Origin of the sequence: Ramlibacter paludis (assembly GCF_022012305.1) — a bacterium.
Taxonomy (GTDB): domain Bacteria; phylum Pseudomonadota; class Gammaproteobacteria; order Burkholderiales; family Burkholderiaceae_C; genus Ramlibacter; species Ramlibacter paludis.
The window spans coordinates 482,573-504,906 of sequence record NZ_JAKLTM010000005.1 but is presented as its reverse complement, the minus strand read 5'-3'; the positions used below and the strand labels follow the sequence as shown (position 1 = coordinate 504,906).

Below are 22,334 nucleotides of genomic sequence, written 5' to 3'. Positions count from 1 at the left end.
TTTTTTCTTTGGGGCGCCGCCTAGATGTTCCAGTCGGCCAGCTTGCCCTGCGCGTTGCGCGGCAGGCTGGCGCCGATGCTGATCGCCTTGGGCCGCTCCGCCGTGGCGAGCTCGCCATCCACCAGCGAGCGTACGAGGCGCCGCACTTCATCGGGATCCAGGTCGCCGCGCGGAACGACGAAGGCCTTGAGGCGTGCGCCCTCCTCCGGCCGCATCAGGCGCACCGCAGCATCGGCCACCGCAGGGTGCCGGCACAGCACGTCGCGCACGCGTGCCGGGAAGACGTTGATGCCGCCGACCTGCACGGCCTGGTCGTTGCGGCCACCGACGGTGAAGGCACGCTCGCCGACGTGCGTGAGCTGGTCCTGCAGCGTGAACACCTGCGCCGTGCCATCCGGCAAGCTTCGCTGCAGCGCGCCCTGGCCCTCGGCAAAGGACCAGTGCGGCATCAACGCATAAGGCTGTGTGTGCGACGTGCGCCAGCCGATGCCGGCCGTCTCCGATGCGCCGTACACCTGCACCAGGCGCGCGAGCCCGGTGTGCAGCACGGCCTCGCTCACGACATCCGGGCAAGGCGCCGTCGAAGTGACGCCGACCACGTCTTCGGGCAGCCGTGGCACCGTGCGCGCCACGGCCTGCCAGAAGTCCGGATGCGCGATGACCAGGTCGCCGGGCTGCGCACCACGCGCCAGCCATGCCGGCGTGCTGCCCCGCAGGTCGACCACTTCCAGCGCCGGCTGGCCGAGCGCCGCCGGCAGCAGCACCGAGAACAGGAAGCCGTAGATGTGATGGCCAGGCACGGCGCACAGGACGCGCCGGCGCTGCGGGAACAGCGTGGCGAGATGCGCCACTTCCTGCTGCAGGTTGGCCAGCGGATGCACGCACGGCTTGGGCAGGCCGCTGCTGCCCGAAGTGCGGAAGGTGAGCGCAGCAGAGAACTGCGCGAGGCTCGCTTCGGCAATTTCCACCCAGTCGCCCAGGCGCCGGCGCGCGAGCAGCCAGTCTTCCAGACCCGACGCGTGCAGATGCAGCGCTTCGGACAGCGCCGTGGCGAGCGCCAGCAACTCGAGCGAATCCACCCCCAGGTCGCGCACCAGGTCCAGATCGGCCGGCCAGGGCATGGGGCGTTCCAGCGGGCCGCGGCGCTGGCGCTGCAGTTCGTCGGCCACCAGGTCGCTGACGAAGCGGTGCAGCACCGCCCGCGGCTGCCACCAGGGCGCGCTGCCGGCAGCGGGCATCACAGCCGCTTGACGAAGATCCAGTACGTGTCGCCGGCGACCGCCTTCTTCATGTGGATCTTCACCTTGGTGGGCGCCATGTTGTAGTCGAACACGTACTCGAACATGGTGTTGAGGTCGCCGGCCTTCACGCCCGTGTCGAACACGCCGCGGAACGCATACGAGTTGGTGCAGGGCGCAACGTCGCGGAAGAAGTTCTTGCCGATCACGTCGCCCGCCGCGCGGCCGGTGATGCCCGACTCCGCGGCGTTGTACGCCAGCACCTTGCCGGTGGCATCGAGCTGCACCGCACCGAAGGCCAGCTGGTCGATCTCCGCGGGCGAAAGCTTCGCCAGGTCGTTGGCGATGTCGGCCTTGCCGAAGGCGATGATGTTCATGGTCCTGAGCATGTTTGTCCTTTGTGGTAGGACGCGAATGTAACGAACGGTTCGACAAACAGGGCGGCGACCGAGATCAACGGTGGCTTTGCGGGGTCGAGCGTGAGGACGTGCGGCTTTGTTCACGGTTACTGCCTTGCCAGCGGAGTGGTGGAAAGAAAAAAGCCCGCGGCGCGAGCCGCGGGCTTTCATTGGGGGAGGCGCCGGTCAGGCTTGGGCGCTGGGCACGACGTCCGCCGCGCCCGCCGCGGCCGGGCCGTCGCCGTACTCGTTGGCCGGACCGGTGGGCTGCACCATCCAGTAGATGACGACGATCCATCCCACCAGCGGGATCAGCCAGACCAGCTGCAGCCAGCCGGACTTGCCGATGTCATGCAGCCGGCGCGCGCCCACGGCGAGTGCCGGCACGAGCAGGCCCAGGCCGACCAGCAGGCTGAGCATGTCGCTCACCACGCTCACCGCCACGGACACGATGATCTGGAACAGGAAGAACCACCAGAACTCCGCCTTGCCGGCGCGTCCGGTGAACGTAGCGTACTTCTTGAAGCAGGCCTGCACGGCCTCGATGAAAGTCATCTCCGTCTTCTCCTCTGGGGTGAATCCCCGCGCGGATGATAGGCAGGGGTCGACCGGAGGCCAAGCGCGGTGAGGTCCGGAAGCAACGAGGCGTTGCGGGGCACGCCCAGTCGCTAGTGCTTATTCATTCATCCACAGAGCGCCGGCAAGGAACCTCACCGGCCGGACAAGATGTCTTCGGCCATCCGGCCTCCGAACAGCCCAGGGCGGTCCATCAACTTGCGAATCAGGACCTGCAGGCGCTCGAGGTCGGCCACTTCACCGTGCATCAAAGCCTGCGCATAGCGTCCGCTGACGTTGTGCGGATCCAGTTTCCTTGCGATGGCCAGGTGGCGTTCGGCCGATGGGCGTTCACCCTGCAATGCCAGCACCAGCCCCAGCGCGCCGTGGCTTTCGGCGAAATTGGCATCCAGCGCGAGCGCCTGTTCCATGGCCTTGCGCGCTTCGGGCAAGTCCCGCTGGACCAGGTGCGTCCAGCCGAGGGCATGCCAGGTCCCGATGTGCGTGGGCATCCATGTGAGGGCGCGTTCCAGCTGCGAGCGGGCGTTGCGGAACTCCCCCTCCAGCAGGCTGACGAGGCCCAGGAGCATCCAGGTGCGGCCGTCTTCGGGGTTCCGCTGCATTGCCTGCGCAAGCCAGCGATTCGCCCCGGCGCCATCCTTCTGCGCGAGCGCGACGCTCGCACGTGCAACCAGGGCCTCGTGCGAGGTTCCGCCGGCCAAGGCACCGTCCGCCAGCGCCTTGGCCGCCGCGAAGTCGCCAACGTCCACGGCGAGCAAGCTCGCGACGCCCTGCGCCGCAGGACCGAGTTCGGGCCGGCGAGCGATGACCCAGTCCCAGGCTTCCTGCACCAGGCCGGCGGCGTGCGTTGCACGCAGCCAGAGCGCGTGCAAGGCGTCCCGATGTTCGTGGGTCGCAGCGCCGGCAACCCAGGGAGCGAGCAAGGCGCGGCAGGCTGCGAAATCCTGCTGGAGAAAGTGAACATACGCGCGGTCGTGTGTCACCGCCGCATCGGGACCGACGAGCGACTGCAACTGGTCGAGAGAAGCGGCCGCCGCATCGAATGCCCGCTGCGCGATGGCCAGGCGCGCGTGCCGCCACAACCAGGGCACGGGGGCCGGCGCGCTGCGCTGGCCGGCTTCGATGTGCTGGCGTGCACGCGCATGCAGGCCGGCCTCGATGGCCACGTCGCAAGCCTCCGCGAGCAGCACGGGATTCTGCGGATCCTCGGCCAGGTAGCCTTCCAGCCTGGCGAGTCGGTCAGCGGCCTTCGACATGCATTCCTCCTAGAAGCAGGCGTCGACGCCGACCTGCTCCGACACGCTGGTGCGCAGGCGCTGCAAGGCCTGCTTGTGGATCTGCGAGATGCGCCCCTTGGTGAGCGTCAGCGTCGCCGCGACCTCCTCGAAGGGAACGTCCTGGAGGTAATGGCTGCGGATCACGAGTCGCTCCTGCGCCGGAAGCGCTTCGACGGCTTGCACCAGGCGTTCGCGCACCTGGCGGATTTCGGCATGCCGATAGAACGGCAGGACTTCCGCGCGCTCCGAGGCTTCAACCATCGAAGTGCCTTCCAGCAACCAGGCCAACGCCAGGCCGAGGCCCACTTCCGCCACGTAGTCGCACAACTTGTCGCCGGCCAGCTTGCCGGGATTGCCCCCGGCCAGCTGCTTGGCTGTCTCGACGCGCTCCGCGCGCAGGCGCTGGCGTGCCGCGATCTGCTGCTGCTTTTCCGTCAGCCGCTCGATCCCGTTCAGGATGGCCCCGTGCATGCGGCGCGCAGCGAAGGTTCGGAATTGGGCGCCACGGTCCGGATCGAAACGGTCGAGCGCTTCGAGCAGGCCTATGGAGGCATACTGAAGGTAGTCGCCGAACTCGATTTCGTCATGGAAGCGCTTCGCATAGTAGGAAGCTGCCACAGTCCGCGCGTACGGCATATGGAGCGCCAGCAGTCGGTCACGCGCGCCGGTGTCCGAGGTGGCCCTCAGGTTCCGCCACAGCGCCTCTTCGTCGCTCGCGGCGGCCAAGTTGGCGCAGGCGTCCATCGCTCAATGGAAAGACCCGACCAGGGCCTTGAGCACCAGGGCCCAGCCATCCACCAGGATGAACATCAGGATTTTGAGCGGCAACGCCAGCGTGGCGGGCGGCATCATCATCATGCCCAGGGACATCAAGATCGCGGACACGATCAGGTCGATGAGCAGGAACGGCAAGAAAAGCAAAAAGCCAATCTGAAAGGCCGCACGAAGTTCAGACAGCATGAAGGCAGGTACCAGCTGCACGTTGCTGACGTCCTCGATCGACTGGGGCGTGCGCGCCTTCGACAGTTCGAGCATCAAGGCCAGGTCCTGCTCGCGGGTCTGCCGCACCATGAACTCCCGCAGCGGTGCGGCGCCCCGCGTGTAGGCGACATCCATCGCCAAGGTCCCTTGCATGAATGGCTGGAAGGCATCCTGGTTCGCGCGGTGCAAGACCGGGGCCATGGTGAAAAGAGTCAGGAACAAGGCGAGGCCGATGACCACGGTATTCGGCGGCGTCTCCGGCATGCCCATCGCGTGGCGCAGCAGCGCCAGCACGATCACGATGCGAAGGAACGCAGTGACGCACACCAGCAATGCCGGCAGCACGGCCAGCACGGTGAGGCCCAGCACCATGCGCAGGGCCTGCGAAGTTTCCATGCCGATCACAGGCTGAGCGGGCGCTGCGAATGCGTCCGCGTTTGCCAGGACGATCACGAGCAGGAGGAGCCGCCGCCGAGTGGTGTTCACGGCGCCTCGCCTTGTGGCGCACGCGACGCCCGGCGCGCCAGCAGCGTCACTTGCTGACCGGTGCAGGCCAGCAGCAGTTCCTCGTCATGCCAGCGCACCGTGTGCAAGCTGGCCTGCGCGGTCAGCGCCTGGCTGGACAGCCGGACAAGTTCGCGGCCCGTGCTGGTCCGCAATTTCATGGGGTGCAGCCAGGTCCAGCGCCGCTGCCGGCCGACGAACACCGTCGCGCCTAACGCCAGCAAAGCAAATGCAGCGGTAGCGGCCAGCCAGGAAGGCATCGCCGTCGCAACCGCCTCCTCGCGACGCAAGGGCAGCGTGGAAGGCAAGGGCTCCTGGCCCGATGGCGCCTGCGGCCAAACGGGCGTGCCGCCCAGAAGCGCCAGGGTCACGACCAAACGGCGAAAGAAGCCGGTGCGCATGGCTGTCACTTCACAGCTTGAGGGCGAGCGGCAGCTCGGTGATGCGGACGGCAAAGCAATCGTCCACTGCCACGAGCTGGCCGCGGGCGACTGTCCGCCCTTCCAGCACGAGATCCACCGGTTGGTCGACAGTGCGATCGAGTGTGAGCACGGCGTTTTCGCGCGCCGCCATGAGTTGGCCGAGCGTCATCGACACACTCCCCACGCGGACCTGCAGCTGGACCTTCACCGAAAGCAGCGGGTTGACATCCGCCAGGAGCGCTGCGCCCTCCATGCTGGCGTCCGCCAGTTCCTCCAGCGCCACGGACCGCGCCCGAGGCCGCACCGGCGTTTCGTCGTTCATGAAGGACTCGATCATCTGGCTCATTGCACGGTTACTCCTGTTGCCAGTTCCACTGCCTTGCGATGGTCGCGACGGCCCAGGTACGCCGAGCACAGCGCCGCATCGCCATGACGCAACGATGCAGGGCGCACCAACGCATGGTCCAGCCTGACGACGTCGCCAACTTGCAGGCCCCGCAAGGTGCCCACTTCGAGTTCGCACCCATCGAGCTGGACCTCCAGCGCCAGGGCGCGGCTTGCCATCGCAGTTGTTGCAGGCACCAGCGGGTGACTTGGAAGCGAACCGGCTTTGCGCGTGGCCGTGCTCCACCGCGCGCCGGCGAGCTCATGGCTCATCACGAGCCGCGTCGCGAGTACTCCGGATATCTCGACTTCGAGCGCCCCGGAGCCGGCACGTGCAATCGCAGGCGGTGGCGGCCCCCCAGACTCGGCAGCAGAGATACCCAGGAAGCTCGTGAGCCGCAGCAGGAGGTCCTGACGGCATGCGCTTGCCACGGCACGCGCCAACGGGCCATGCGCCACGGAACCGGGGAACAGCGATCGCAGCAGGGGGCTAGCGTCCTCGGGCTCTTGCGCCAGCCAGGCGCACGGCGCACCCTCTGACTCGAAGCACGTCCAGCTTCCCGGTTCCAACGTGAGGGTCACAGACCGGCAGCGCACCCGGGCGCCGTCAACGTCAAGGCCCCAGGCCGTGCACCATTTGGAGAACAGCGCCCGCAAATCGGTTTCCGCCCGCTGCGACGCGCGCTCGTCCCGCCAGTGCAAGGTGCGCGCCGCCTGGCCTGGCTGCCAGGGTTCCCAGAGAACGCGGCCACCAGACATCACTTGGCCTTCATCCGGAACAGTTCCTGCAGCATGTCGTTGGCCGTCGCCAGCACCTGGGAGGAAGCCTGGTAGCCGCGCTGCAGCACCACCAGGTCGCTGAATTCGCGCGAAAGGTCCACGTTGGAAATTTCCAGGACGCCGGCCCGCACCGCGCCGAATGCGCCTTCACCGGCGCCTCCGGTTTCCCAGGACAGGCCGTTGGCCTGCACGAACTGGTTGCCGCCTTCCGCCTGCACCGCATCGAGCGTGCGGAAGCGCGCCAGTTGCAGGCGCGCCCCTTTCACCGTATCGCCGTTGGAATAGGTGGCCACCAGCTTGCCCGCGGCGTCGAATCCGACCTTGACCAGATTGCCGGGCGGAAGCCCGTCCTGCGCAGTCATGGCCAGCGTCGAGAGATTCCCGGAAGCGAAGGAGGTGACGTCGCTGCTGAAGTCCAGCGTCAGCTCGCGTGCCTCCCGGTTGGCCGGTTGGTAGGAGAACTGCAGCTTCGAGGTGGCAGCGGTCGGCTTTCCGTCATCGAACTGGAGTTGTCCGGTTGCGATGCTCGTGGCGCCGTCGAGGACTTCGACGCTCCAGGCGCCCGTGGCCGTGTCGGTGCTCGTGAACTTGAGCGACAGGTTGTGTTCTTCGCCGATCGCGTCGTTGACCTTCACCGCGCTCACTGTGTGCGAGGTCACAGTGCTGGAGAGATTCCCCGTGAAGCGGGCGAGCGCCGTGGCCTTTCCCGGAGCGCTGCGGAGCCCGTCCAGCTTGATGTCCGTGGCCTGCCCGTTGGCATCGATGCCCATGACCTTGCTCCCATCGCCGCGGTTGACGAAAAGCCCGTCCTGGTTGAACTCGAACTGGCCCGCGCGGGTGTAGCGTGTCGCGCCATCGCTGGTTTGCAGGACGAACAAGCCCTCGCCATCGACCCCGAGATCGAAGTCGTTGCCGGTCTGCCGCAGGTCGCCCTGCCTGAAGTCGAGCTGGGTGGCGCCGGTCGCCAACCCATAGCCCAGGCGCGCCGAGCCACCACCGGCACCCTGCGAGGCTGCGTAGAACAGGTCCGAGAACTGAAGCGTGGCTGCCTTGTAGCCGGGGGTGTTGAGGTTGGCCGTGTTGTTGGCGATCACGCGCAAGCCCTTGGCATAACCCAGGAGGCCGCTGGTTCCCACGTTGATGGAGTCGAGCATGGAGTTCTTCCCTGGGTTATCGAATCGCGCTGACCTGGCTGAGTGCAACGTCGGCGAGCACGGTGCCGGTACTGGTGCTCACGCTAACCTTCGGCTGCTCGCCTTGCAGTGACAGGGAAGTCACCGTCCCTGTGACTTTTCCGCCTTCCGTCGTGACGTCGACCGTGCGCCCGATCAGGCCCACCGACTGGAGTGCGGCCTGGTTGGCGATCAGCAAGTCCAGCTTGTCGTTGAGGCGCTGGCTTTGTTCCAGTGCCGTGAACTGCGCCATCTGGGCCATGAACTCCTGGTTGTCCATCGGCTTGAGCGGGTCCTGGTAGTTCAGCTGGGTCAGCAGGATCTTCAAAAAGTCCTGCAACCCCAGGCTGCTTGCCTGCGAAACGGCTGGCGCCGACGCACTCACCGGGCTGATGGCCATCACGAATCCTTTCTGGGGGAAAGAGGCAAGCACACGCCGTTGCAGGTGACCGCGGCAAGACGCAAGCCGGAGCGTGCGTATTCGGCTCGCAATGCAGCCGCGACCGCCGCTGCGCGGGCGTGCGTCTCTGCAGCCGCGCCATCGAGTCCGAGCCAGAGATGCAGCCCGTCGGGGCCCTGCTCCATGTGCACGCGAACCGACGCCTGCTCGGCGGGATCTCTGAACGTTGACACTGCGCGACGCTCATCGGCGCAGTCGGGCCCGGCAAGGACGGCTTCGAAAGGTTCTCCGTCTGCTTGCGCCGAGACAAGAGGCGGATGTGGCGGCCGCTGCGAACTGGTTGCTGCGAACTCGGGGGCCATCCGGGGCGCCATCGCGTGAGGCATTCCCGGCAGCGCGAGCCCCGCCGGCGTGCGGCCCGGCCCCGCGGAACTCGGCACCGGCCGCGCGTGCGCCGGCGACACGGGGCGCACGCTAGCTCGCTTGGCCATCGCGCCGCCTGTGGCGGTTCCAGTCTCGGTGGGCCGCTGCGCCGGCAAGGAAGCAGCCTCGCCCGAGAGGTGATCCGAGCGGCAGAACCAGCCAGCGGCCTGCGCTTGTTGCATCTGCTGCTGCCAGGACTTCGCGGCTGCGGGGCGCAGCGCCGACGCAGGACCGGTCGCCATCGGCGTATCGACATGGAACGGGACGGGGGTGCTCATGCCGGCTCCTGCGCCGACCGGGATGCGAGCCAGGCGAAGTCCGCTTCCTTGCCGGCTTCCCGCCGCTCCGCGTAGGCGAAGCGAACCTGGGCTTCATCGTGCAGCGCAGAGAGTGCCTCCAGCCGCTCGTTGCACCGCCGGCACTCGGTGCGCGCGGCCGCGAGCTCGGCCTTCGCCCGGGTGCATTCCGTGCGTCGGTGAAGCAACCGGGTTTCCGCGCTGAGCAACCAGGCCAGGGCTTGCTTGTGCAGCGCGGGATCCGCACCTCGCCTTGTTGCTGCGAGTGCGGCGGCGGCCTGCGCCGCGTGGATTTCTTCCAGGCCGCGCACCGCGTCTCCCGCCTGCTCGAACCTGAGTCTTGCGGCGGCGACCCGGCCGCGGGCGAGGTCCAGGTCCCATTCGAGCTTGCGCTGCAAGGGCTGCAGTTTCCAGTCGAACTTCATGGCCTGGACTTCCCCTCCATCAGCGCTGCGAGGGAGCGCAAGGCCTCGGCGCGCGGCACACCGCCGTTCGCCTGCGCCAGCCAGGCCTTCAGGCCATCCTCACGGCCCAGTGCCTCGTCGAGCGCCGGATTGCTGCCACGCTGGTAAGCGCCTATGTCCACCATCTGGCGATTGCGATCGAGCAAGGCAAGCGTACGCAGCGCCGCCGCCGCGAGTTCGCGCTCCTCCTTGCCGGCGAGGTCGGCGAACAAGCGGCTAGCGCTCTTGAGGACATCGATCGCGGGGTATTGCCCTTGCTGCGCGAGCTCGCGCGACAAAACGATGTGGCCATCGAGAATCGCGCGCAGGCTGTCCGAAACGGGTTCGTTCAGATCGTCGCCTTCCACCAGGACGGTCAGCAGCGCGGTAACCGACCCTCCGCCCGGCAAGGTCCCGCAGCGTTCGCACAGCTGCGGCAGCTCCGCGAACACCGACGGCGTGTAGCCGCGCGCCGTCGCGGGCTCGCCGGCGGCCAGCCCGATCTCGCGACGCGCCATGGCCAGCCGGGTGATCGAGTCCAGAGTGAGCACGACCTGCCGGCCCGACTCGGCGAAGTGGTTCGCGATGGCGACGGCCGCATGGGCGGCGCGCACGCGAGCGGGCGCCGGCTGGTCGGCCGTTGCAACGACGATCACCGAGCGTGCGAGGCCTTGCGGCCCCAGTTGGCTCTCGATGAACTCGCGAACCTCCCGGCCCCGCTCCCCGATCAGTGCAATGACGTTCACGTCCGCCTGCACGTGCCGCGCCACCATGCCCAGGAGGGTGCTCTTGCCAACGCCGCTGCCCGCGAAGATGCCGACGCGTTGGCCTCGCCCGAGCGTGAGGAGGACGTCGATGCACCGAATGCCGCTTTCCAGGACCTGCGTGATCCTCGGGCGCTGCAGCGGATTCGGCGACGCCGGGAACAACCGGCGCTGTGCGGTCACCCTCAGCGCCGGCTGACCGTCCAGCGGAACACCGAAGGCGTCGACCACGCGCCCGAGCAGCGCGTCACCCACCGGCAGCTGCGATTGGCGTCCGAGCGCCACGACCTCGGATCCATTCGCTACGCCTTGCAAGGCCCCGAAAGCCATCAGGGTGAGGTGGCCGGCACGCATTCCCACCACCTCGGCGAGCACGCCTGGGCCCCCGCCAGCAGTGCGCGGCCCAATCCGGCACAGCTCGCCGAGTTCCGCCGCCGGCCCTTCCGACTCGATGGCCAGGCCATGCAGGCGCCGCACCCAGCCCACGCGGCGGAACAAGGGTGCTTGCCGCAGCCGCTGGCGATAGGCCGCAAGCGCGCTCATTGCAGGCCCTCGGCATTGCGATCCGCCAGCAAGGCGTCCCTGATCTCCTGGAGGATGCTGTCCAGCCGCGCATCCAGCGCGCCGCTCGCCCCTTTCACCAGGCAGCCCCCGCGGCCGACGGCTGGATCCGCAACGCAGGTGAAGGGTCGCGCGGCCAAGCCTTCCAGCAGTTCGACGTCGGACGGATGGACATGCAGCGCCGGCACGCCTTCCTCGTACCAGTGTTCGAGGAGGTGGGTCGCCTGGGCGCGGATGTGGTCCCGCAGGGCGGCACGCTCCCCCAGGACGCGGGCCAGGGTCTCGTAGCACAGGGCAACCATGTCCTCTTCGGCCAATGCCAGCCAGTGGTTCGTCGCGTCGTGGAAGGCCTGCAACGCGGCCCGGGTCTCGGTGCGCCGCTGCTCGCGCAAGGAGGAGGCTTCTTCTTCCAGAACGGCGGCGTGCGCGTCGGCTTCGCGCTTCGCCACAGCCCTTCCTTCGCGCAAGCCCTCTTCGTAGCCCGCCTGCAGGCCGCGCTCGTGGCCCTGCCGCATACCCTCTTCGCGTGCCTCCTCCAACGCAACGGCAAGCAGGTCGGCTCCGACCGGCGCCGCCACCCGGCCACGCGCGGGCAGCGTCGCCGCCTCATCGATCGCCAGCTGGCGCAACACCACCTGGGAATGCTTCATTTGCTTCGCCACCAGTGGAAGGTCCTACGGTTCTGCGCCCTGACGGGAGCGGGAGTCGGCAGCATGCCGGCCAAGGCATCGATGACCGCGGCCTGGGCCGGAGCGCTTCCCTGGGTATGGGTCCAGGCCTCCACGCATTGGCGTCGCGCTCCGTCCAGCCGTTCCAGGAGCGCTTGGCGCCAGGGCCACTGGCGTCCCGAAAGAAGCAGCGCCGTGACTTCCGGCGGCTCCGCATGCAGGCGAGCAGCGAGCCAGTCCACGGTGCCTGCCGGCATCAGCGCCAGCCGCTCCGCCGCGACAGTGACACTCGGTCCCTCCTCCCGACGCGCTGTTGTCTCCTCCTGGTGCGGCAACTCCATATCGCACGGGATCCCCAGCGTGTGCAATTCGCGCAACAGCACTTCGAGCCGAGCGCGCCGCTGCGGCGCGAGGTTGCGCAGCAGCCAGTCACGATCCGCAGGCTGCATCGCATGGAGATGCAGCGCGGCCCGCCGCAGGGCCATGGCGCCGCCGGTGGTATCGAAGTTCATGGTTTCTGTCCCGCCGCGGCGAAAGGTGCGGCCTCCCGGTCCTGTGCGTTCTCGGCCTCCTCCAGCCAGGCCTCGACCTTGCGCAGCGCCAGGCGGCGCTGCCCCTCGTCGAGGGAGGCGACGACGCCTTTCCGCTGGGCCGCGCGTCGCTGCAAGAAGAGCACGGCAACAAGCGCAACAGCGACGAGCCCCAGGCCAGCGGTCGCGAGCGCCGAAGCGCCGTCGCCGTTCGCAGCGGCAGGCGAAGACGGCACAAGGGCTTGCCGCATCTCCGGCGCGGCTGCCGCGGCGCCCTGGCCGACGAAGGACTGGACTACCACGGTGTCACCGCGCTCGAACGACGCGCCCACGGCGGCAGCGACGAGGCGGCGCACCTGCTCCTGCTGCTCGCCATCGAGCGCCGGCCGCAGCACCGCAACCACCTGCAAACGCCGGATCGAGCCCGGCTGGCTCACCACCTGCTCCACGCGCCGCCCGGCTTGGTACTCGGCATCGCGCTGTGTACTGTTGCCACGCGAACCGCGGGCTTCCGCTCCCCGCAGGAGCTCAGGAGCGCCGCCATCCCGTGCGGACTCGCGCTCGCGCACCAGCACACCAGTCGTGCCGCCTCGTGAATCGGGCGCTGCAATGACGTCCTCGGTCGTCACCCGCACCTGCTCCATGTTGAGCGTCGCATCGACGCTCGCCAGGGCCTGGCCGGGACCGAAAGCGCGCTCGAGCACCGCACCGGCCTTGCGCGACAGGTAATTCTCGGTTTCGCGCTTCAGGTCCAGGCGCCCGCTGCCGGCGCCCGGATCGCCCTCCGCGTCCGCGACGCGGCTCAGAGCCACGCCCTGCTGGTCCACCAGCGTGACCTCTTGCGCCACGAGGCCTGGAACAGCCGCAGCCACCAGGCGCTGGATGCCACTCACCTGCTCGGCGCGCAGCGCGCGGCCGGGTCGCAACGTGAGCGTGACCGCCGCCTTCGGTCGCGTGGCAGGCTGCTTGAACAGGCCTTGCTCGGGCAGCGCGAGGTGCACGCGCACATCCTGCACTTCGGGGAAGGCCAGGATCGTGCGCGTCAGCTCGCCTTGCAAGGCACGCTGGTAGTTCACCTTCTGCGCGAATTCCGTCATGCCGAAGTCGCTGTTGTTGAACAGCTCCAGCCCCACGGCGCCATGCAGCGGCAAGTCCTTGCCCATCAGCTTCATGCGGGTGGCGTGCACCTGAGCGCGCTCGACCAGCAGGGTCGAACCGTTGTCGGCCACCGCGTAAGGGACTTTCAGCTTGTCCAGCTCCGACGCCATCAGTGCGGCGTCCTGTGCCCGCAGGTCGGCGAACAACACCGCCTGGTCCGGACGCAACAGCCACCATGCGGCAGCCGCCATCAGCAGCAAGATGCCGGCGATGCCCACCACCAGGCCGATGCGCGCGCGCCGCTCGAGATCCAGCCACCACGTATTCATCATGGCGCTCCTAGACCTGCATCTTCATGACGTCCTGGTAGGCCTCCAGGACGCGGTTGCGAACCTGCAGCATGAGCTGGAATGCGATGCGACTTTCCTCGAGCCGGATCATGACTTCATGCAGGTTGAGGGCTTCACCCAGAGCGAGCTGCTGCAGGTCGGTTTGGCTGGTCTTCAGCTGCGCGTCCACCGCATGCAGTCCCTCGCTCACCAGGCGGGCGAATGGGAGGTCGGCTGAGCCCGCGCCCGCCGGCGCAGCCGGCGCGAAGACTCCAGGGACCTCATCGTGCGCCGCGATCGCGGAAAGTGCTTCCATCTCACCCTGCCCTTCCGATGTCGAGAGTCTTGAGCGCCAGCGCACGCGCCGTATTCATCGCCGCGACGTTGGCTTCGTAAGCGCGCGTTGCAGACATCAGGCTGACCATTTCCGTCGCCGGGTCGACGCCCGGATAGGCCACGAAGCCCTGCTCGTTCGCCAGCGGGTGGCCGGGGTCCTGGAGCAGCCTCGGCAAGACGTTTGCCGGCTCGAGAGTCACCTCGGGTCCCGCAGCCGTCAGCAGGGCGGCGAATGCCGCCGGCTGTGCCTGGGCGACCACGCGCATGGGCTGGAAGCCGACCGCGGCCGGGTGATAGGGCGTGTGTGCGTGCGCGAGGTTGGATGCCGCCACCTCGACACGGGTGCGCTCTGCCGTCATTCCGGCGCTGCTCACCGCGAACATGCGGACGTAGTCCATGTCACTTCCTCCCTTCCGCCGCAGCCATCGCCAGCAATCCGAAGTGCCGCGACAGGCCCTGGGCCATGGATTGGTAATGCACGGCGTTGCGCGCCATGTCCGCCATCTGCTGGTCGAGCTGCAAGGGCAACGCTCCGCCGGCTTCGTCGGTATCCATTTCGAGCAGGGGCCGAAGTGCTTCGAGGTCGCGCGGCTCGACCGTGCCGCGCTCGCGCAGGCTATTGCGTGCCTCGGTCAGCTGCGCTTCGAAGCCCACGCGCAGCGGTGCGAAGCCCGCGGTGTTGGTGTTGGCGACATTCGCCGCGATGGCGTGCTGCCGCAAGGAGGCGGCTTCCAGCGCCTTCGCCAGGGTGGCGGTGGTGAGCGATTCGAGCGAAGGAATCATGCGGCCTCCATGGGTTCACTGCACCACCAGTTCGCCGTGCAAGGCGCCCGCTGCCTTCACAGCCCGCAGGATGGAAATGATGTCGCGCGTGCTGGTCTTCATCCGGGCCAACGACTGGACGAGGTCCGCCACGGTGCCGCTGCCCGCAAGGAAACCGACGCCCGTCAGTTCCTCCACGCCGATCTCGGTGTTTGTGACCACTGCGGTGGCCACGCCAGGCCCGGTGCGTCCGATCCAGGCCGGCTGCGACACGCTATTGAGGTTGGCGATGGTGATCTTCAAGTCGCCGTGCGAGATCGCCACGCGCGACAGGCGCACGTCGCCGCCGGACACCACCGTTCCCGTGCGTTCGTTGATGACCACGCGCGCACGTCGATCGGGTTCCACGGCGACGTTCTCGAGGCGGGCGAGGAAGCCGACCGGCTCGGACTGCAGTGCAGCGGGCACTTCGATCTCGATACCGGCGGCGTCGCGCGCCCGCGCCAGCCCTGCGCCCACCTGGCTGTTGATCGCGGCGGCCACACGGTTGGCCGTGGTGTAGTCAGGCTCCGCCAGCACGAAAGTGACGTGCGAGCGGGCCTGCGCGGAGGGCGGCATGCCCACCTCGACGGTGGCGCCATTGGGAATAGCTGCGGCGGTCGGGTGGTTCTTCTGCACCACGTTGCCGTTGGCGTCGTAGCGATGGCCACCCACGGACAGGGCGCCCTGCGCGAGCGCGTAGATGCGGCCGTCGGGCGCCCGCAAGGGCGTGAGCAGGAGGTTGCCTCCCACCAGGCTTCGCGCGTCGCCGCTGGACGCAACCGTGACGTCCAGCGTGTCGCCTTCGCGCGCGAACGCCGGAAGTGCGGCACTGACCATGACGACGGCGACGTTGCGGCTGTTCACCTGTTCCGGCGGCACTGTCAGGTTGAACTGCGAGAGCACGTTCGAGAGCGCCTGCCGGGTAGCACGATTGCCCGGCGAATCGCCCGTGCCAGCCAGGCCGGTCACGATGCCTGTGCCGACCAGCACGTTGTCGCGCCAGCCTTGCAGCTTGCCGAGATCCTTGACGCGCAGCGTCGTGCCTTGCGACAGGCACGCCACATGGGCAAGCGACAGCAGCGCCAGGAGCAGGAGACGCAGCACGTGCATGCTCAGAACCCCACCACGTCCAGCATCTTGCGCCACCAGGGACGGCGATTGCGCTCGGCCACGTCGCCTTCGCCCAGGTAGGTGATGCGCGCTTCCGCGATGCGCGTCGAAGGCACGACATTGCCGTCGCTGATGTCCGCGGGCCGCACCAGGCCCTCGAGGGTCACCGTCTGCAGTTCCTCATTGACCGTCAGGGATTGCGCGCCGGCGATCCGCAACTGGCCGCTTGGGAGGACTTCCTTCACCGTGACCGACACCGTGGTCAGCAAGCGGCTGGTGCGTTGCGTGCGGCCGCCGCCATCGAAATCGCCGCCGACGGTCAAGGAGGTCTGCCCCACGCTGCGGATGCCGTGCGCCAGCTCGGCTTGCATGCGGTTGTTGCGGCGAGTTCCGGTGTCGGCGCTGGTGACCGCGCTGGAGTTCTCCAGCACCTGCACGGTCAGCACGTCGCCGGGACGGAAGGCCTTGTTGTCCGCCGTCAGCGGACGCCAGGTCTCCTCGCGGAACAGGCTTTGCGCCGGGGCCGCTGTGCAAATCGACAAGGCAAGGAGAACGAGGGTGGCTTTCATCGCGCCAGCTCCAGTTGGCCGGGTCCCGTCACGCGTGCGATCACTCCGGCGGCCGCACCCGGCTGGCGCACGCGGATGCTGTCTCCGAGGCGGCCATCCTGCAGGACTTCCACACGCGCCTCCAGGGACACTGCCCCGGAGCCGGAGCGCAGGGATGCCCACTGGCCGCGCTGCACGACCAGCGAACTGGAGATCGGCCCGGGAACCGAAGGAGACACCAGCGCAACATGGAAGCGCACGGCGACGGTACGGACGAAGCGCTCGTCCACCCAGACGTCCACCCAGACCAGCATGCGCGAATGGGGCGTGACGCCATCCGGGCCACGCGCACGCAAGCGGGGTTCGCCATCCGGCACTTCGACGTCACGCGGAAGCGATTGCAGTTGCGGATCGCCCGGGCTCGCGCTTGCGTGTACCGCCAGCCAGGTGCGCAAGGCCGCCTCGGCGCAGGCACCGATCTCCTCGCCACGCACCTTGCGCGCGGCGGCAAGCAGTTGCGTCGATGCGGGCCCGCTCCAGTGCAAGCTTTCATGCAGCTTGCCGGACTTCGCGCGGATCCACGCCGCCACCGCCTCCCGCTGCACCACGACGACTTCGCCGGATGCAGGCGCGCGCCCGAGGGGCAGGTTGACCAGCGTGCGCAGCGGCTCCAGCTCATTCGAGGTCAGCACGGCGATGTCGCCCAGCGTGACGTGCGGGCCCGCAATGCGGGCCTGCGCCCGCAGCGCAATACCGACACCGGCGTCCGCCGCGGCAAGTTGGCAGGCCACCGCGAGCAGGAAGGTGCTCACGAAGGCTTTCACCGGCGCAGCCCGTTGACGATGCCGAGCATCTCGTCCGAAGCCTGGACGACCTTGGCACTGGCCTCGTAGGCCCGCTGCGCCACCATCAGGTTGACCATCTCCTCGACCAGCTTCACGTTGGAGCCTTCCAGGTAGCCCTGGGCCAGGGTGCCCACGCCGTCCTCGCCGGCGCGGCCAGCGATGGCTTCTCCGGAAGCGTCCGTGGACCGGTACAGCCCGCCGCCCTGCGCCAGCAGCCCGCCGGGATTGGCAAAGCGAACGAGTTCCAATTGGCCCGCTTCCACGAGCGCAGCCTGGCCGCTGACCCGCGCCTGCACCCGCCCCGTTGCGGAGACCAGCAGCGCCTCGGTGTTGTCCGGAACCAGGATCCCCGGCTTCAAGGGAATGCCCGCCTGCGTGGCGAGCTGCCCATCGGCGTTCACCTTCAAGGTGCCGCCGCGGCTGTAGGCGCGCGTTCCATCGGGCAAGGCCAGCTCCAGGAAGCCATCCCCCTGGATCGCCAGGTCCCAGGCGGAATCGGTCTTCTTCAGGTCGCCCGCGTCGAACAGGCGTGAAGGCATCGGCAAGGCCACGCCGGCTCCGGCCGGCTGCAGGGCCACGAGCGGTCCACCCTCCCCCGCGCGCGCCTGCAGGACCTGAGCCGACGTCACCAGGTCCGCGAAGACGACACGACTTTTCTTGTAGCCCGCGGTTTGCACGTTCGCGAGGTTGTTGGCGATGACGTCGACGTTCATCTGCTGCGCATGCATTCCGGTGGCGCCGATCGCGAGTGCATCGAACATGGTCATGTGCTCCTTGTTGCCGTCATTGGCCTTCACCCAGTTTGCGGATGGCGTTGCCCAGCATCTCGTCATAGCCAAGGGCGACCTTCTGCATCGATTCGAAATGCCGCACGGTCTGCATCAGCTGCACCATTTCCTGCATGGAGCTGGCGTTGGCGTTTTCGAGGTGGCCCTGCCGGATCTCCGTACGGCCGTCCGCCGCGGCCGTCGCACCCGGGAAGACCACGAGCCCGTTGCCCAGGCGCTGTGCCGGCGCTTTCTCCTCGAACACCACGACCTTGAGCTGCGCCACCGGTTCAGCGCGGGACTTCGCGAAACCGCCCTCTCCGCCCACCGCCTCGAAAATCCGTCCCGCTGCATCGATGCTCACCGGGCCTTCGGGCAGGCGAATCTCGCCGGCAGTCCCGGCGACCGGATGGCCTTGCTCCGTCACCAGGCGTCCTTGCGAGTCGCGTCGGAAGCTCCCCATGCGCGTGTACGCAATGCCTTGATCCGTTGCCACTTCGAACCAGCCCGGACCTGACAACGCCACGTCCAGCCCCTGCCCGGTGGGTTTCATCGTCCCTTGCCGCTGGTCGATGTGGACCAATGCAGCACCCTGCGCTTCGAGCAGTTGCGCGAATCCGCCGGCGGCGACCTCGCGCTTGTAGCCCGGCGTCTGCGAATTGGCGAGATTCATCGCTACGCGATCCATTCGACTCATGTCGGACTGCATGGCCTGCAAGGTGAGGGCAAGGACGGGATGCATGTGCGGGCCTCAAAGGGTGATGGTCCCGTAGGACTTCAATTCCAGCGTGTGCGGGATCTCCGCCATCGAAAGCACGCGCAGGTGCGGCAGGCCGCGCTCGGAAAGCGCACGCAAGTGCCGCCGCAATTCGGGCGCGCAGAGCAGCACCGGCAGCAAGTCGCTCTTCATCATGCGTTCGGCCTGCTGCGCCAGGTGCGGGATGAAGCGTTCCAGCAGCTTGGGCTCCAGGGCAAAGGACGGCGCCCGCCCGTCCTGTTGCGCGGCGCGCAGGTTCTGCAAGAGGTGCCCCTCGATCGCCGGGTCGAGCGTGAGAACCTGGAGCGACCCGCCTTCACGCGCAAGGCCCTGGCAGATCGCGTGCCCCAGCCGCTGGCGGACTGCCTCCGTCAAGCTCGCGGCATCCTTGCTGCTGCGCCCGGCATCGGCCAGCGTTTCGAGAATCGCGTCGATGTGGCGGATCGAAACCTTCTCGCGCAACAGGTTCTGCAGCACTTTCTGCAGGTCTCCCACGGACAGCAGCGCGGGAATGACCTCCTCGACGAGCGCGGGTTGCGACTGCCGCACCCTGGAAAGAAGCCGGTCGGTCTCGGCGCGCGTCAGCAGGCTCGCGCATTCGCGCCGCAGCACCTCGGCCAGGTGCGTGAGGAAAACGGTGGGCGCATCTACGAGCGTGTAACGCGCCGCCGCTGCGGCCTCGCGCTGGTCCAGGTCGACCCACAGTGCAGGCAGCCCGTAAGTCGGGTCGCGGGTGGGCGTCCCCGCTACGGACCGCACGTCGCCGGCCGGATGGATCGCCAGCAAGCGATCTCCGGACACCTCTCCCTTCGCCACCAGGGCGCCGTCGATATGGATTTCGTAGGCATCCGCTGCGAGACGCGGCCCACGACGGAAGCGGATGCGCGGAAGCATGACGCCGAACTCCTGCGCATGCTGCTTGCGCAGGGCGCCGATGCGCTCCATGAACAGGCTGGCTTCCTGGACCTGGCCTTCCCAGCGCTGGCCCACCAGCACTTCGACTGGCTCCACCGGCGTGATGTCCGGCGCGTCTTCCTTGGCTTGGTCGCCGGTGCTTGGCGCGAGCACTGCGGTCGGCTCCGGCCCGAAGCGTCGGGCGAGCCAGGCAATGGCGAGCGCCAGCATCAGCAGCGTGGCCGCGGGCCACGCCGGAATCCCAGGCAGCAGCAGCAGCGCGCCCATCGCGGCCGCCACGATCAGCAGGGTCTTCGGAAAGGCCGTGATCTGGCGCAGCGCTTCGCGGCTCAAGTTGCCGTCGGAGGCCGACCGGGTCACGATGATCCCGGTCCCCAGGGCAATGATCAGCGCAGGCACTTGCGTGACGATGCCGTCGCCCACCGTGAGCAGCGTGTAGGTTTGCAGCGCTTGTCCCCACGGCATGTGGTGCTGCACGATCCCGATCACCAGGCCACCCACGATGTTGATGGCCAAAATCGTGATCCCGGCGATGGCATCGCCCTTGACGAATTTCGACGCGCCATCCATCGACCCGTGGAAGGCGGCTTCGCGTTCCAGGGTACGGCGTCGCAGCTGCGCCTCGGCCTGGTTGATGAATCCCATGTTCAGGTCGGCATCGATGCTCATTTGCTGGCCGGGCATGCTGTCCAGCGTGAAGCGCGCGGCCACCTCGGACACGCGTTGTGCGCCATTGGTCACCACCACGAACTGCACCACGACCAAAATGAGGAACACCACGAGCCCGACGACGACGTTTCCATCAACGACGAAAGCGCCGATGGCGGCGATCACGCGCCCCGCGTCGGCGTCCGCCAGGATCAGCCGCGTGGCGGCGACGTTGAGCGCCAGCCGGAACAAGGTCGCGACCAGGAGGAGCGAGGGGAGAGTGGAAAACTCGGCCGGCCGCGCGACAAAGAAGGTCAGCAGCAGGATCAACAGCGCGAAGGCGAAATTCGCGAGGATCAGGAAGTCCAGCAGCGGGCGGGCCACCGGGACGAACAGCACCAGCAGCACGCCGAGCACCGCGAGCACGAGGACGGCATCGGACTGCCGGACCAGGAGGCGTCCCACGGCGTTCATGCCGCCGCTCCCCGCCGCTCGCGCAGCGCGAACACCCACACGATGATGCGTGCCACCTCCGCGTGGAAGTCGCTGGGGACGTGCTCGTCGATCGCCATCTCGCGGAACAAGCGGCGCGCCAAGGGCGGGTTCTGCACGATGGGAACGCGGTGGCGCCACGCAATCTCGCGCATGGCCGCTGCGAGCTGGCCGGCGCCCTTGGCGACCAGTTGCGGCGCGGGCATCTCGCCATGGACGTAGCGCAGCGCCACGGCATAGTGCGTCGGATTGGTCACGACGACGTCGGCCGTGCGGGTGTTGCTCAATGCGCGGCTGCGCTTGCGCATTTCGTTGCGCAGTTCCCGCAGCCGCGCGCGGATCCGCGGATCGCCCTCGCGCTCCTTGAATTCGTCCTTCAGCTCGCGCCGGCTCATGCGCATCTTGCGGCCGAACTCGCGCCGGGTGAAGGCGATGTCCAGGACGGCAATCAGTATCAGCGCCAGCGCGATCTTCCAACCGAGGGCGGCAAGGTCGTCCGCGAGCAGGCGCAGGAAGGCGACGGGCGAGAGGCTGGCGACTGCCAGGAATTGCGGCATCAGAGCCTTGAGCGCGAGCCAAGCAGCCAGCGTCAGGACCACCAGCTTGACGCACGCGCGCAGTCCCTCGAACAGGGTGCGCGCAGAAAGCAGGCGCTGCAGGCCGGCGGCCGGACTGATCCTCTGCGGATCGAACTTCAGAGGCTCGGAAGACAGCACGAAGCCGGATTGCAGCCAGGTGGCCGCCATGGCCGTTGCCATGAGAAGGCCCATGAAAGGCAGGACGACGGCTGCCGCGCCGCTGGCCAGCTGCGTCAGCAACACCCAGAGCGCGGCCTGCGCCAGGTCGTGGTTCTGGACCTGCAGCAGCGCACTCCGGGCCATTGCCAGCAACGCGGTTGCCGACGCCATGCCTTGCCAGGCCAGGAAGATCACCGCAGCGGTAAACACTGCGGCGCTCACGGCGTCCGTGCTGCGACCGGTCTGCCCGCGCTCACGCGCCTTTTTCAGCTTGAACGGGGTGGCCGCTTCGCTGCGGTCAACGTCCTGGTCGGCCATCAGCGGCTCCCTCCCGCAGGTGCCGGCGGCAATTCGAACAGCCGATTCCAGGTGGCATACAGGTTTCCGTAGACGCGCGAGGTGATCTCGCCCATTCCACCCGCCCAGAACGACAGCACCAGGAGCCCCGCCACCACCTTCACCGGCATCCCCAACAGCAGGATGTTGGCCTGCGGCAGGTTGCGCGCCAGCACGCCGAGCGCGAACTCCACGAGCAACAGGCACAGCACGATGGGCGCGGCCAGCGCGAAGCCCAGCGTGAACAGGCCGGCCACCTGCTGCAGCACAGGCCCCGCCGCGTCCTGCAACGACCAGGATTGACCGGCCGGAAACCGGCCCAGGCTGTAGGCCACACCGCGCAGCAGCGCATGGTGGCCGTTCACCAGGAAGAAGATCACCACGCCTGCAAGGCCGAGTGCGGACGTGATCACGGGCACCTGCGTTCGCGTGAGCGGGTCGAACACCTGCCCGATGCCGAAGCCCAACTGCACGTCGATCACGCGTCCGGCCAAGGCAAAGCCCGAGAAAGCCATCAGGACGCCCAGCCCCAGCGTCGCGCCGATCGCCAGCTCGCGCAGGAACGCCTCGAACAATTGCGGAACGTCGTGCACGGTCGCCGCGCTGCCGGCCAGCGGCATGGCCAGGGCCGCGGAGAGCGCCAGCACCATCAGCAGCCGCACCGTGGGCGGCAGCGGCACGGCGTGCAGCACGGGCGTCATCAGCAGCAAGGCCGACAAGCGCGTGGACACGAGCAGCACGTTCGTGATCCAGGGCATGGCGGAAGCGGAGAACAGTTCGCTCATGCCCGCGCTC

General features: G+C 68.1%; 28 protein-coding genes. All 28 read right to left on the bottom strand.

Translation table 11 applies throughout. From position 1 onward, the window contains the following. Positions 1 to 20: 20 nt before the first annotated feature. On the bottom strand, positions 21 to 1,238 hold the full coding sequence (gene pcl / locus LZ009_RS19460) for a 4-coumarate--CoA ligase (protein ID WP_275699620.1): 1,218 nt from the start codon (positions 1,236 to 1,238) through the stop codon (positions 21 to 23). Next, a complete protein-coding gene (gene pyp, locus LZ009_RS19455) occupies positions 1,238 to 1,627 on the bottom strand; it encodes a photoactive yellow protein (RefSeq protein ID WP_275699619.1) in 390 nt (129 codons plus the stop codon). Before pyp ends, pcl begins: the two co-directional genes overlap by 1 nt. A gap of 195 nt (positions 1,628 to 1,822) precedes the next feature. Continuing rightward, a complete protein-coding gene (locus LZ009_RS19450; RefSeq protein WP_275699618.1) occupies positions 1,823 to 2,191 on the bottom strand; it encodes a DUF805 domain-containing protein in 369 nt (122 codons plus the stop codon). 155 nt (positions 2,192 to 2,346) lie between these two features. Then, positions 2,347 to 3,468: a tetratricopeptide repeat protein gene (locus tag LZ009_RS19445; RefSeq protein ID WP_275699617.1), complete on the bottom strand. Its 1,122-nt coding sequence runs from the start codon at positions 3,466 to 3,468 to the stop codon at positions 2,347 to 2,349. A gap of 9 nt (positions 3,469 to 3,477) precedes the next feature. Continuing rightward, the gene (locus tag LZ009_RS19440) at positions 3,478 to 4,233 is read right to left on the bottom strand and encodes a sigma-70 family RNA polymerase sigma factor (protein WP_275699616.1); all 756 of its coding nucleotides are present in this window, start codon (positions 4,231 to 4,233) and stop codon (positions 3,478 to 3,480) included. A gap of 3 nt (positions 4,234 to 4,236) precedes the next feature. Next, complete coding sequence (fliP, locus tag LZ009_RS19435; protein WP_275699615.1) at positions 4,237 to 4,956, bottom strand: flagellar type III secretion system pore protein FliP; 720 nt, start codon at positions 4,954 to 4,956, stop codon at positions 4,237 to 4,239. Continuing rightward, the gene (locus LZ009_RS19430) at positions 4,953 to 5,375 is read right to left on the bottom strand and encodes a flagellar biosynthetic protein FliO (protein ID WP_275699614.1); all 423 of its coding nucleotides are present in this window, start codon (positions 5,373 to 5,375) and stop codon (positions 4,953 to 4,955) included. The genes fliP and LZ009_RS19430 overlap by 4 nt, the downstream gene beginning before the upstream one ends. A gap of 10 nt (positions 5,376 to 5,385) precedes the next feature. Further along, the gene (locus LZ009_RS19425; protein WP_275699613.1) at positions 5,386 to 5,742 is read right to left on the bottom strand and encodes a FliM/FliN family flagellar motor switch protein; all 357 of its coding nucleotides are present in this window, start codon (positions 5,740 to 5,742) and stop codon (positions 5,386 to 5,388) included. Further along, positions 5,739 to 6,539, bottom strand: coding sequence for a FliM/FliN family flagellar motor C-terminal domain-containing protein (locus tag LZ009_RS19420; RefSeq protein ID WP_275699612.1), 801 nt, complete (start codon positions 6,537 to 6,539; stop codon positions 5,739 to 5,741). The genes LZ009_RS19425 and LZ009_RS19420 overlap by 4 nt, the downstream gene beginning before the upstream one ends. Then, entirely contained in the window at positions 6,539 to 7,714 is a 1,176-nt protein-coding gene (locus LZ009_RS19415; RefSeq protein WP_275699611.1) for a flagellar hook-basal body complex protein, read from the bottom strand. Before LZ009_RS19415 ends, LZ009_RS19420 begins: the two co-directional genes overlap by 1 nt. Before the next feature lie 16 nt (positions 7,715 to 7,730). Continuing rightward, positions 7,731 to 8,132, bottom strand: a complete 402-nt coding sequence (locus LZ009_RS19410) for a flagellar hook assembly protein FlgD (RefSeq protein WP_275699610.1) — start codon at positions 8,130 to 8,132, stop codon at positions 7,731 to 7,733. Then, complete coding sequence (locus LZ009_RS19405) at positions 8,132 to 8,833, bottom strand: hypothetical protein (protein WP_275699609.1); 702 nt, start codon at positions 8,831 to 8,833, stop codon at positions 8,132 to 8,134. The genes LZ009_RS19410 and LZ009_RS19405 overlap by 1 nt, the downstream gene beginning before the upstream one ends. Further along, positions 8,830 to 9,276, bottom strand: a complete 447-nt coding sequence (locus LZ009_RS19400) for a hypothetical protein (protein WP_275699608.1) — start codon at positions 9,274 to 9,276, stop codon at positions 8,830 to 8,832. The genes LZ009_RS19405 and LZ009_RS19400 overlap by 4 nt, the downstream gene beginning before the upstream one ends. Then, positions 9,273 to 10,601 carry a FliI/YscN family ATPase gene (locus tag LZ009_RS19395; RefSeq protein ID WP_275699607.1) on the bottom strand — a complete coding sequence of 443 codons (1,329 nt, stop codon included), beginning with the start codon at positions 10,599 to 10,601 and terminating at the stop codon, positions 9,273 to 9,275. Before LZ009_RS19395 ends, LZ009_RS19400 begins: the two co-directional genes overlap by 4 nt. After that, the gene (locus tag LZ009_RS19390) at positions 10,598 to 11,269 is read right to left on the bottom strand and encodes a FliH/SctL family protein (protein WP_275699606.1); all 672 of its coding nucleotides are present in this window, start codon (positions 11,267 to 11,269) and stop codon (positions 10,598 to 10,600) included. Before LZ009_RS19390 ends, LZ009_RS19395 begins: the two co-directional genes overlap by 4 nt. Then, positions 11,266 to 11,799 carry a hypothetical protein gene (locus tag LZ009_RS19385; RefSeq protein WP_275699605.1) on the bottom strand — a complete coding sequence of 178 codons (534 nt, stop codon included), beginning with the start codon at positions 11,797 to 11,799 and terminating at the stop codon, positions 11,266 to 11,268. Before LZ009_RS19385 ends, LZ009_RS19390 begins: the two co-directional genes overlap by 4 nt. Next, positions 11,796 to 13,244: a flagellar basal-body MS-ring/collar protein FliF gene (gene fliF / locus LZ009_RS19380; protein WP_275699604.1), complete on the bottom strand. Its 1,449-nt coding sequence runs from the start codon at positions 13,242 to 13,244 to the stop codon at positions 11,796 to 11,798. Before fliF ends, LZ009_RS19385 begins: the two co-directional genes overlap by 4 nt. A gap of 10 nt (positions 13,245 to 13,254) precedes the next feature. After that, complete coding sequence (gene fliE, locus LZ009_RS19375; protein WP_275699603.1) at positions 13,255 to 13,560, bottom strand: flagellar hook-basal body complex protein FliE; 306 nt, start codon at positions 13,558 to 13,560, stop codon at positions 13,255 to 13,257. A gap of 1 nt (position 13,561) precedes the next feature. Then, positions 13,562 to 13,978 (bottom strand): flagellar basal body rod protein FlgC, encoded by a 417-nt coding sequence (flgC, locus tag LZ009_RS19370; protein ID WP_275699602.1) that lies wholly within the window; start codon positions 13,976 to 13,978, stop codon positions 13,562 to 13,564. 1 nt (position 13,979) lies between these two features. Next, positions 13,980 to 14,363 carry a flagellar basal body rod protein FlgB gene (locus LZ009_RS19365; protein WP_275699601.1) on the bottom strand — a complete coding sequence of 128 codons (384 nt, stop codon included), beginning with the start codon at positions 14,361 to 14,363 and terminating at the stop codon, positions 13,980 to 13,982. 15 nt (positions 14,364 to 14,378) lie between these two features. Further along, positions 14,379 to 15,494 carry a flagellar basal body P-ring protein FlgI gene (locus tag LZ009_RS19360; RefSeq protein ID WP_275699600.1) on the bottom strand — a complete coding sequence of 372 codons (1,116 nt, stop codon included), beginning with the start codon at positions 15,492 to 15,494 and terminating at the stop codon, positions 14,379 to 14,381. Between the two features lie 2 nt (positions 15,495 to 15,496). After that, positions 15,497 to 16,063 (bottom strand): flagellar basal body L-ring protein FlgH, encoded by a 567-nt coding sequence (locus LZ009_RS19355; protein WP_275699599.1) that lies wholly within the window; start codon positions 16,061 to 16,063, stop codon positions 15,497 to 15,499. Continuing rightward, positions 16,060 to 16,854, bottom strand: coding sequence for a flagella basal body P-ring formation protein FlgA (locus LZ009_RS24325; RefSeq protein WP_275699598.1), 795 nt, complete (start codon positions 16,852 to 16,854; stop codon positions 16,060 to 16,062). Before LZ009_RS24325 ends, LZ009_RS19355 begins: the two co-directional genes overlap by 4 nt. An 8-nt stretch (positions 16,855 to 16,862) precedes the next feature. Then, on the bottom strand, positions 16,863 to 17,648 hold the full coding sequence (flgG, locus tag LZ009_RS19345) for a flagellar basal-body rod protein FlgG (RefSeq protein WP_275699597.1): 786 nt from the start codon (positions 17,646 to 17,648) through the stop codon (positions 16,863 to 16,865). A 22-nt stretch (positions 17,649 to 17,670) separates the two neighbouring features. Next, a complete protein-coding gene (locus LZ009_RS19340; protein WP_275699596.1) occupies positions 17,671 to 18,396 on the bottom strand; it encodes a flagellar hook-basal body protein in 726 nt (241 codons plus the stop codon). 9 nt (positions 18,397 to 18,405) lie between these two features. Next, positions 18,406 to 20,448 carry a flagellar biosynthesis protein FlhA gene (locus LZ009_RS19335; protein ID WP_275699595.1) on the bottom strand — a complete coding sequence of 681 codons (2,043 nt, stop codon included), beginning with the start codon at positions 20,446 to 20,448 and terminating at the stop codon, positions 18,406 to 18,408. Then, a complete protein-coding gene (locus tag LZ009_RS19330; protein ID WP_275699594.1) occupies positions 20,445 to 21,521 on the bottom strand; it encodes an EscU/YscU/HrcU family type III secretion system export apparatus switch protein in 1,077 nt (358 codons plus the stop codon). The genes LZ009_RS19335 and LZ009_RS19330 overlap by 4 nt, the downstream gene beginning before the upstream one ends. Beyond that, positions 21,521 to 22,324: a flagellar biosynthetic protein FliR gene (locus tag LZ009_RS19325; protein WP_275699593.1), complete on the bottom strand. Its 804-nt coding sequence runs from the start codon at positions 22,322 to 22,324 to the stop codon at positions 21,521 to 21,523. Before LZ009_RS19325 ends, LZ009_RS19330 begins: the two co-directional genes overlap by 1 nt. Positions 22,325 to 22,334: the final 10 nt, after the last annotated feature.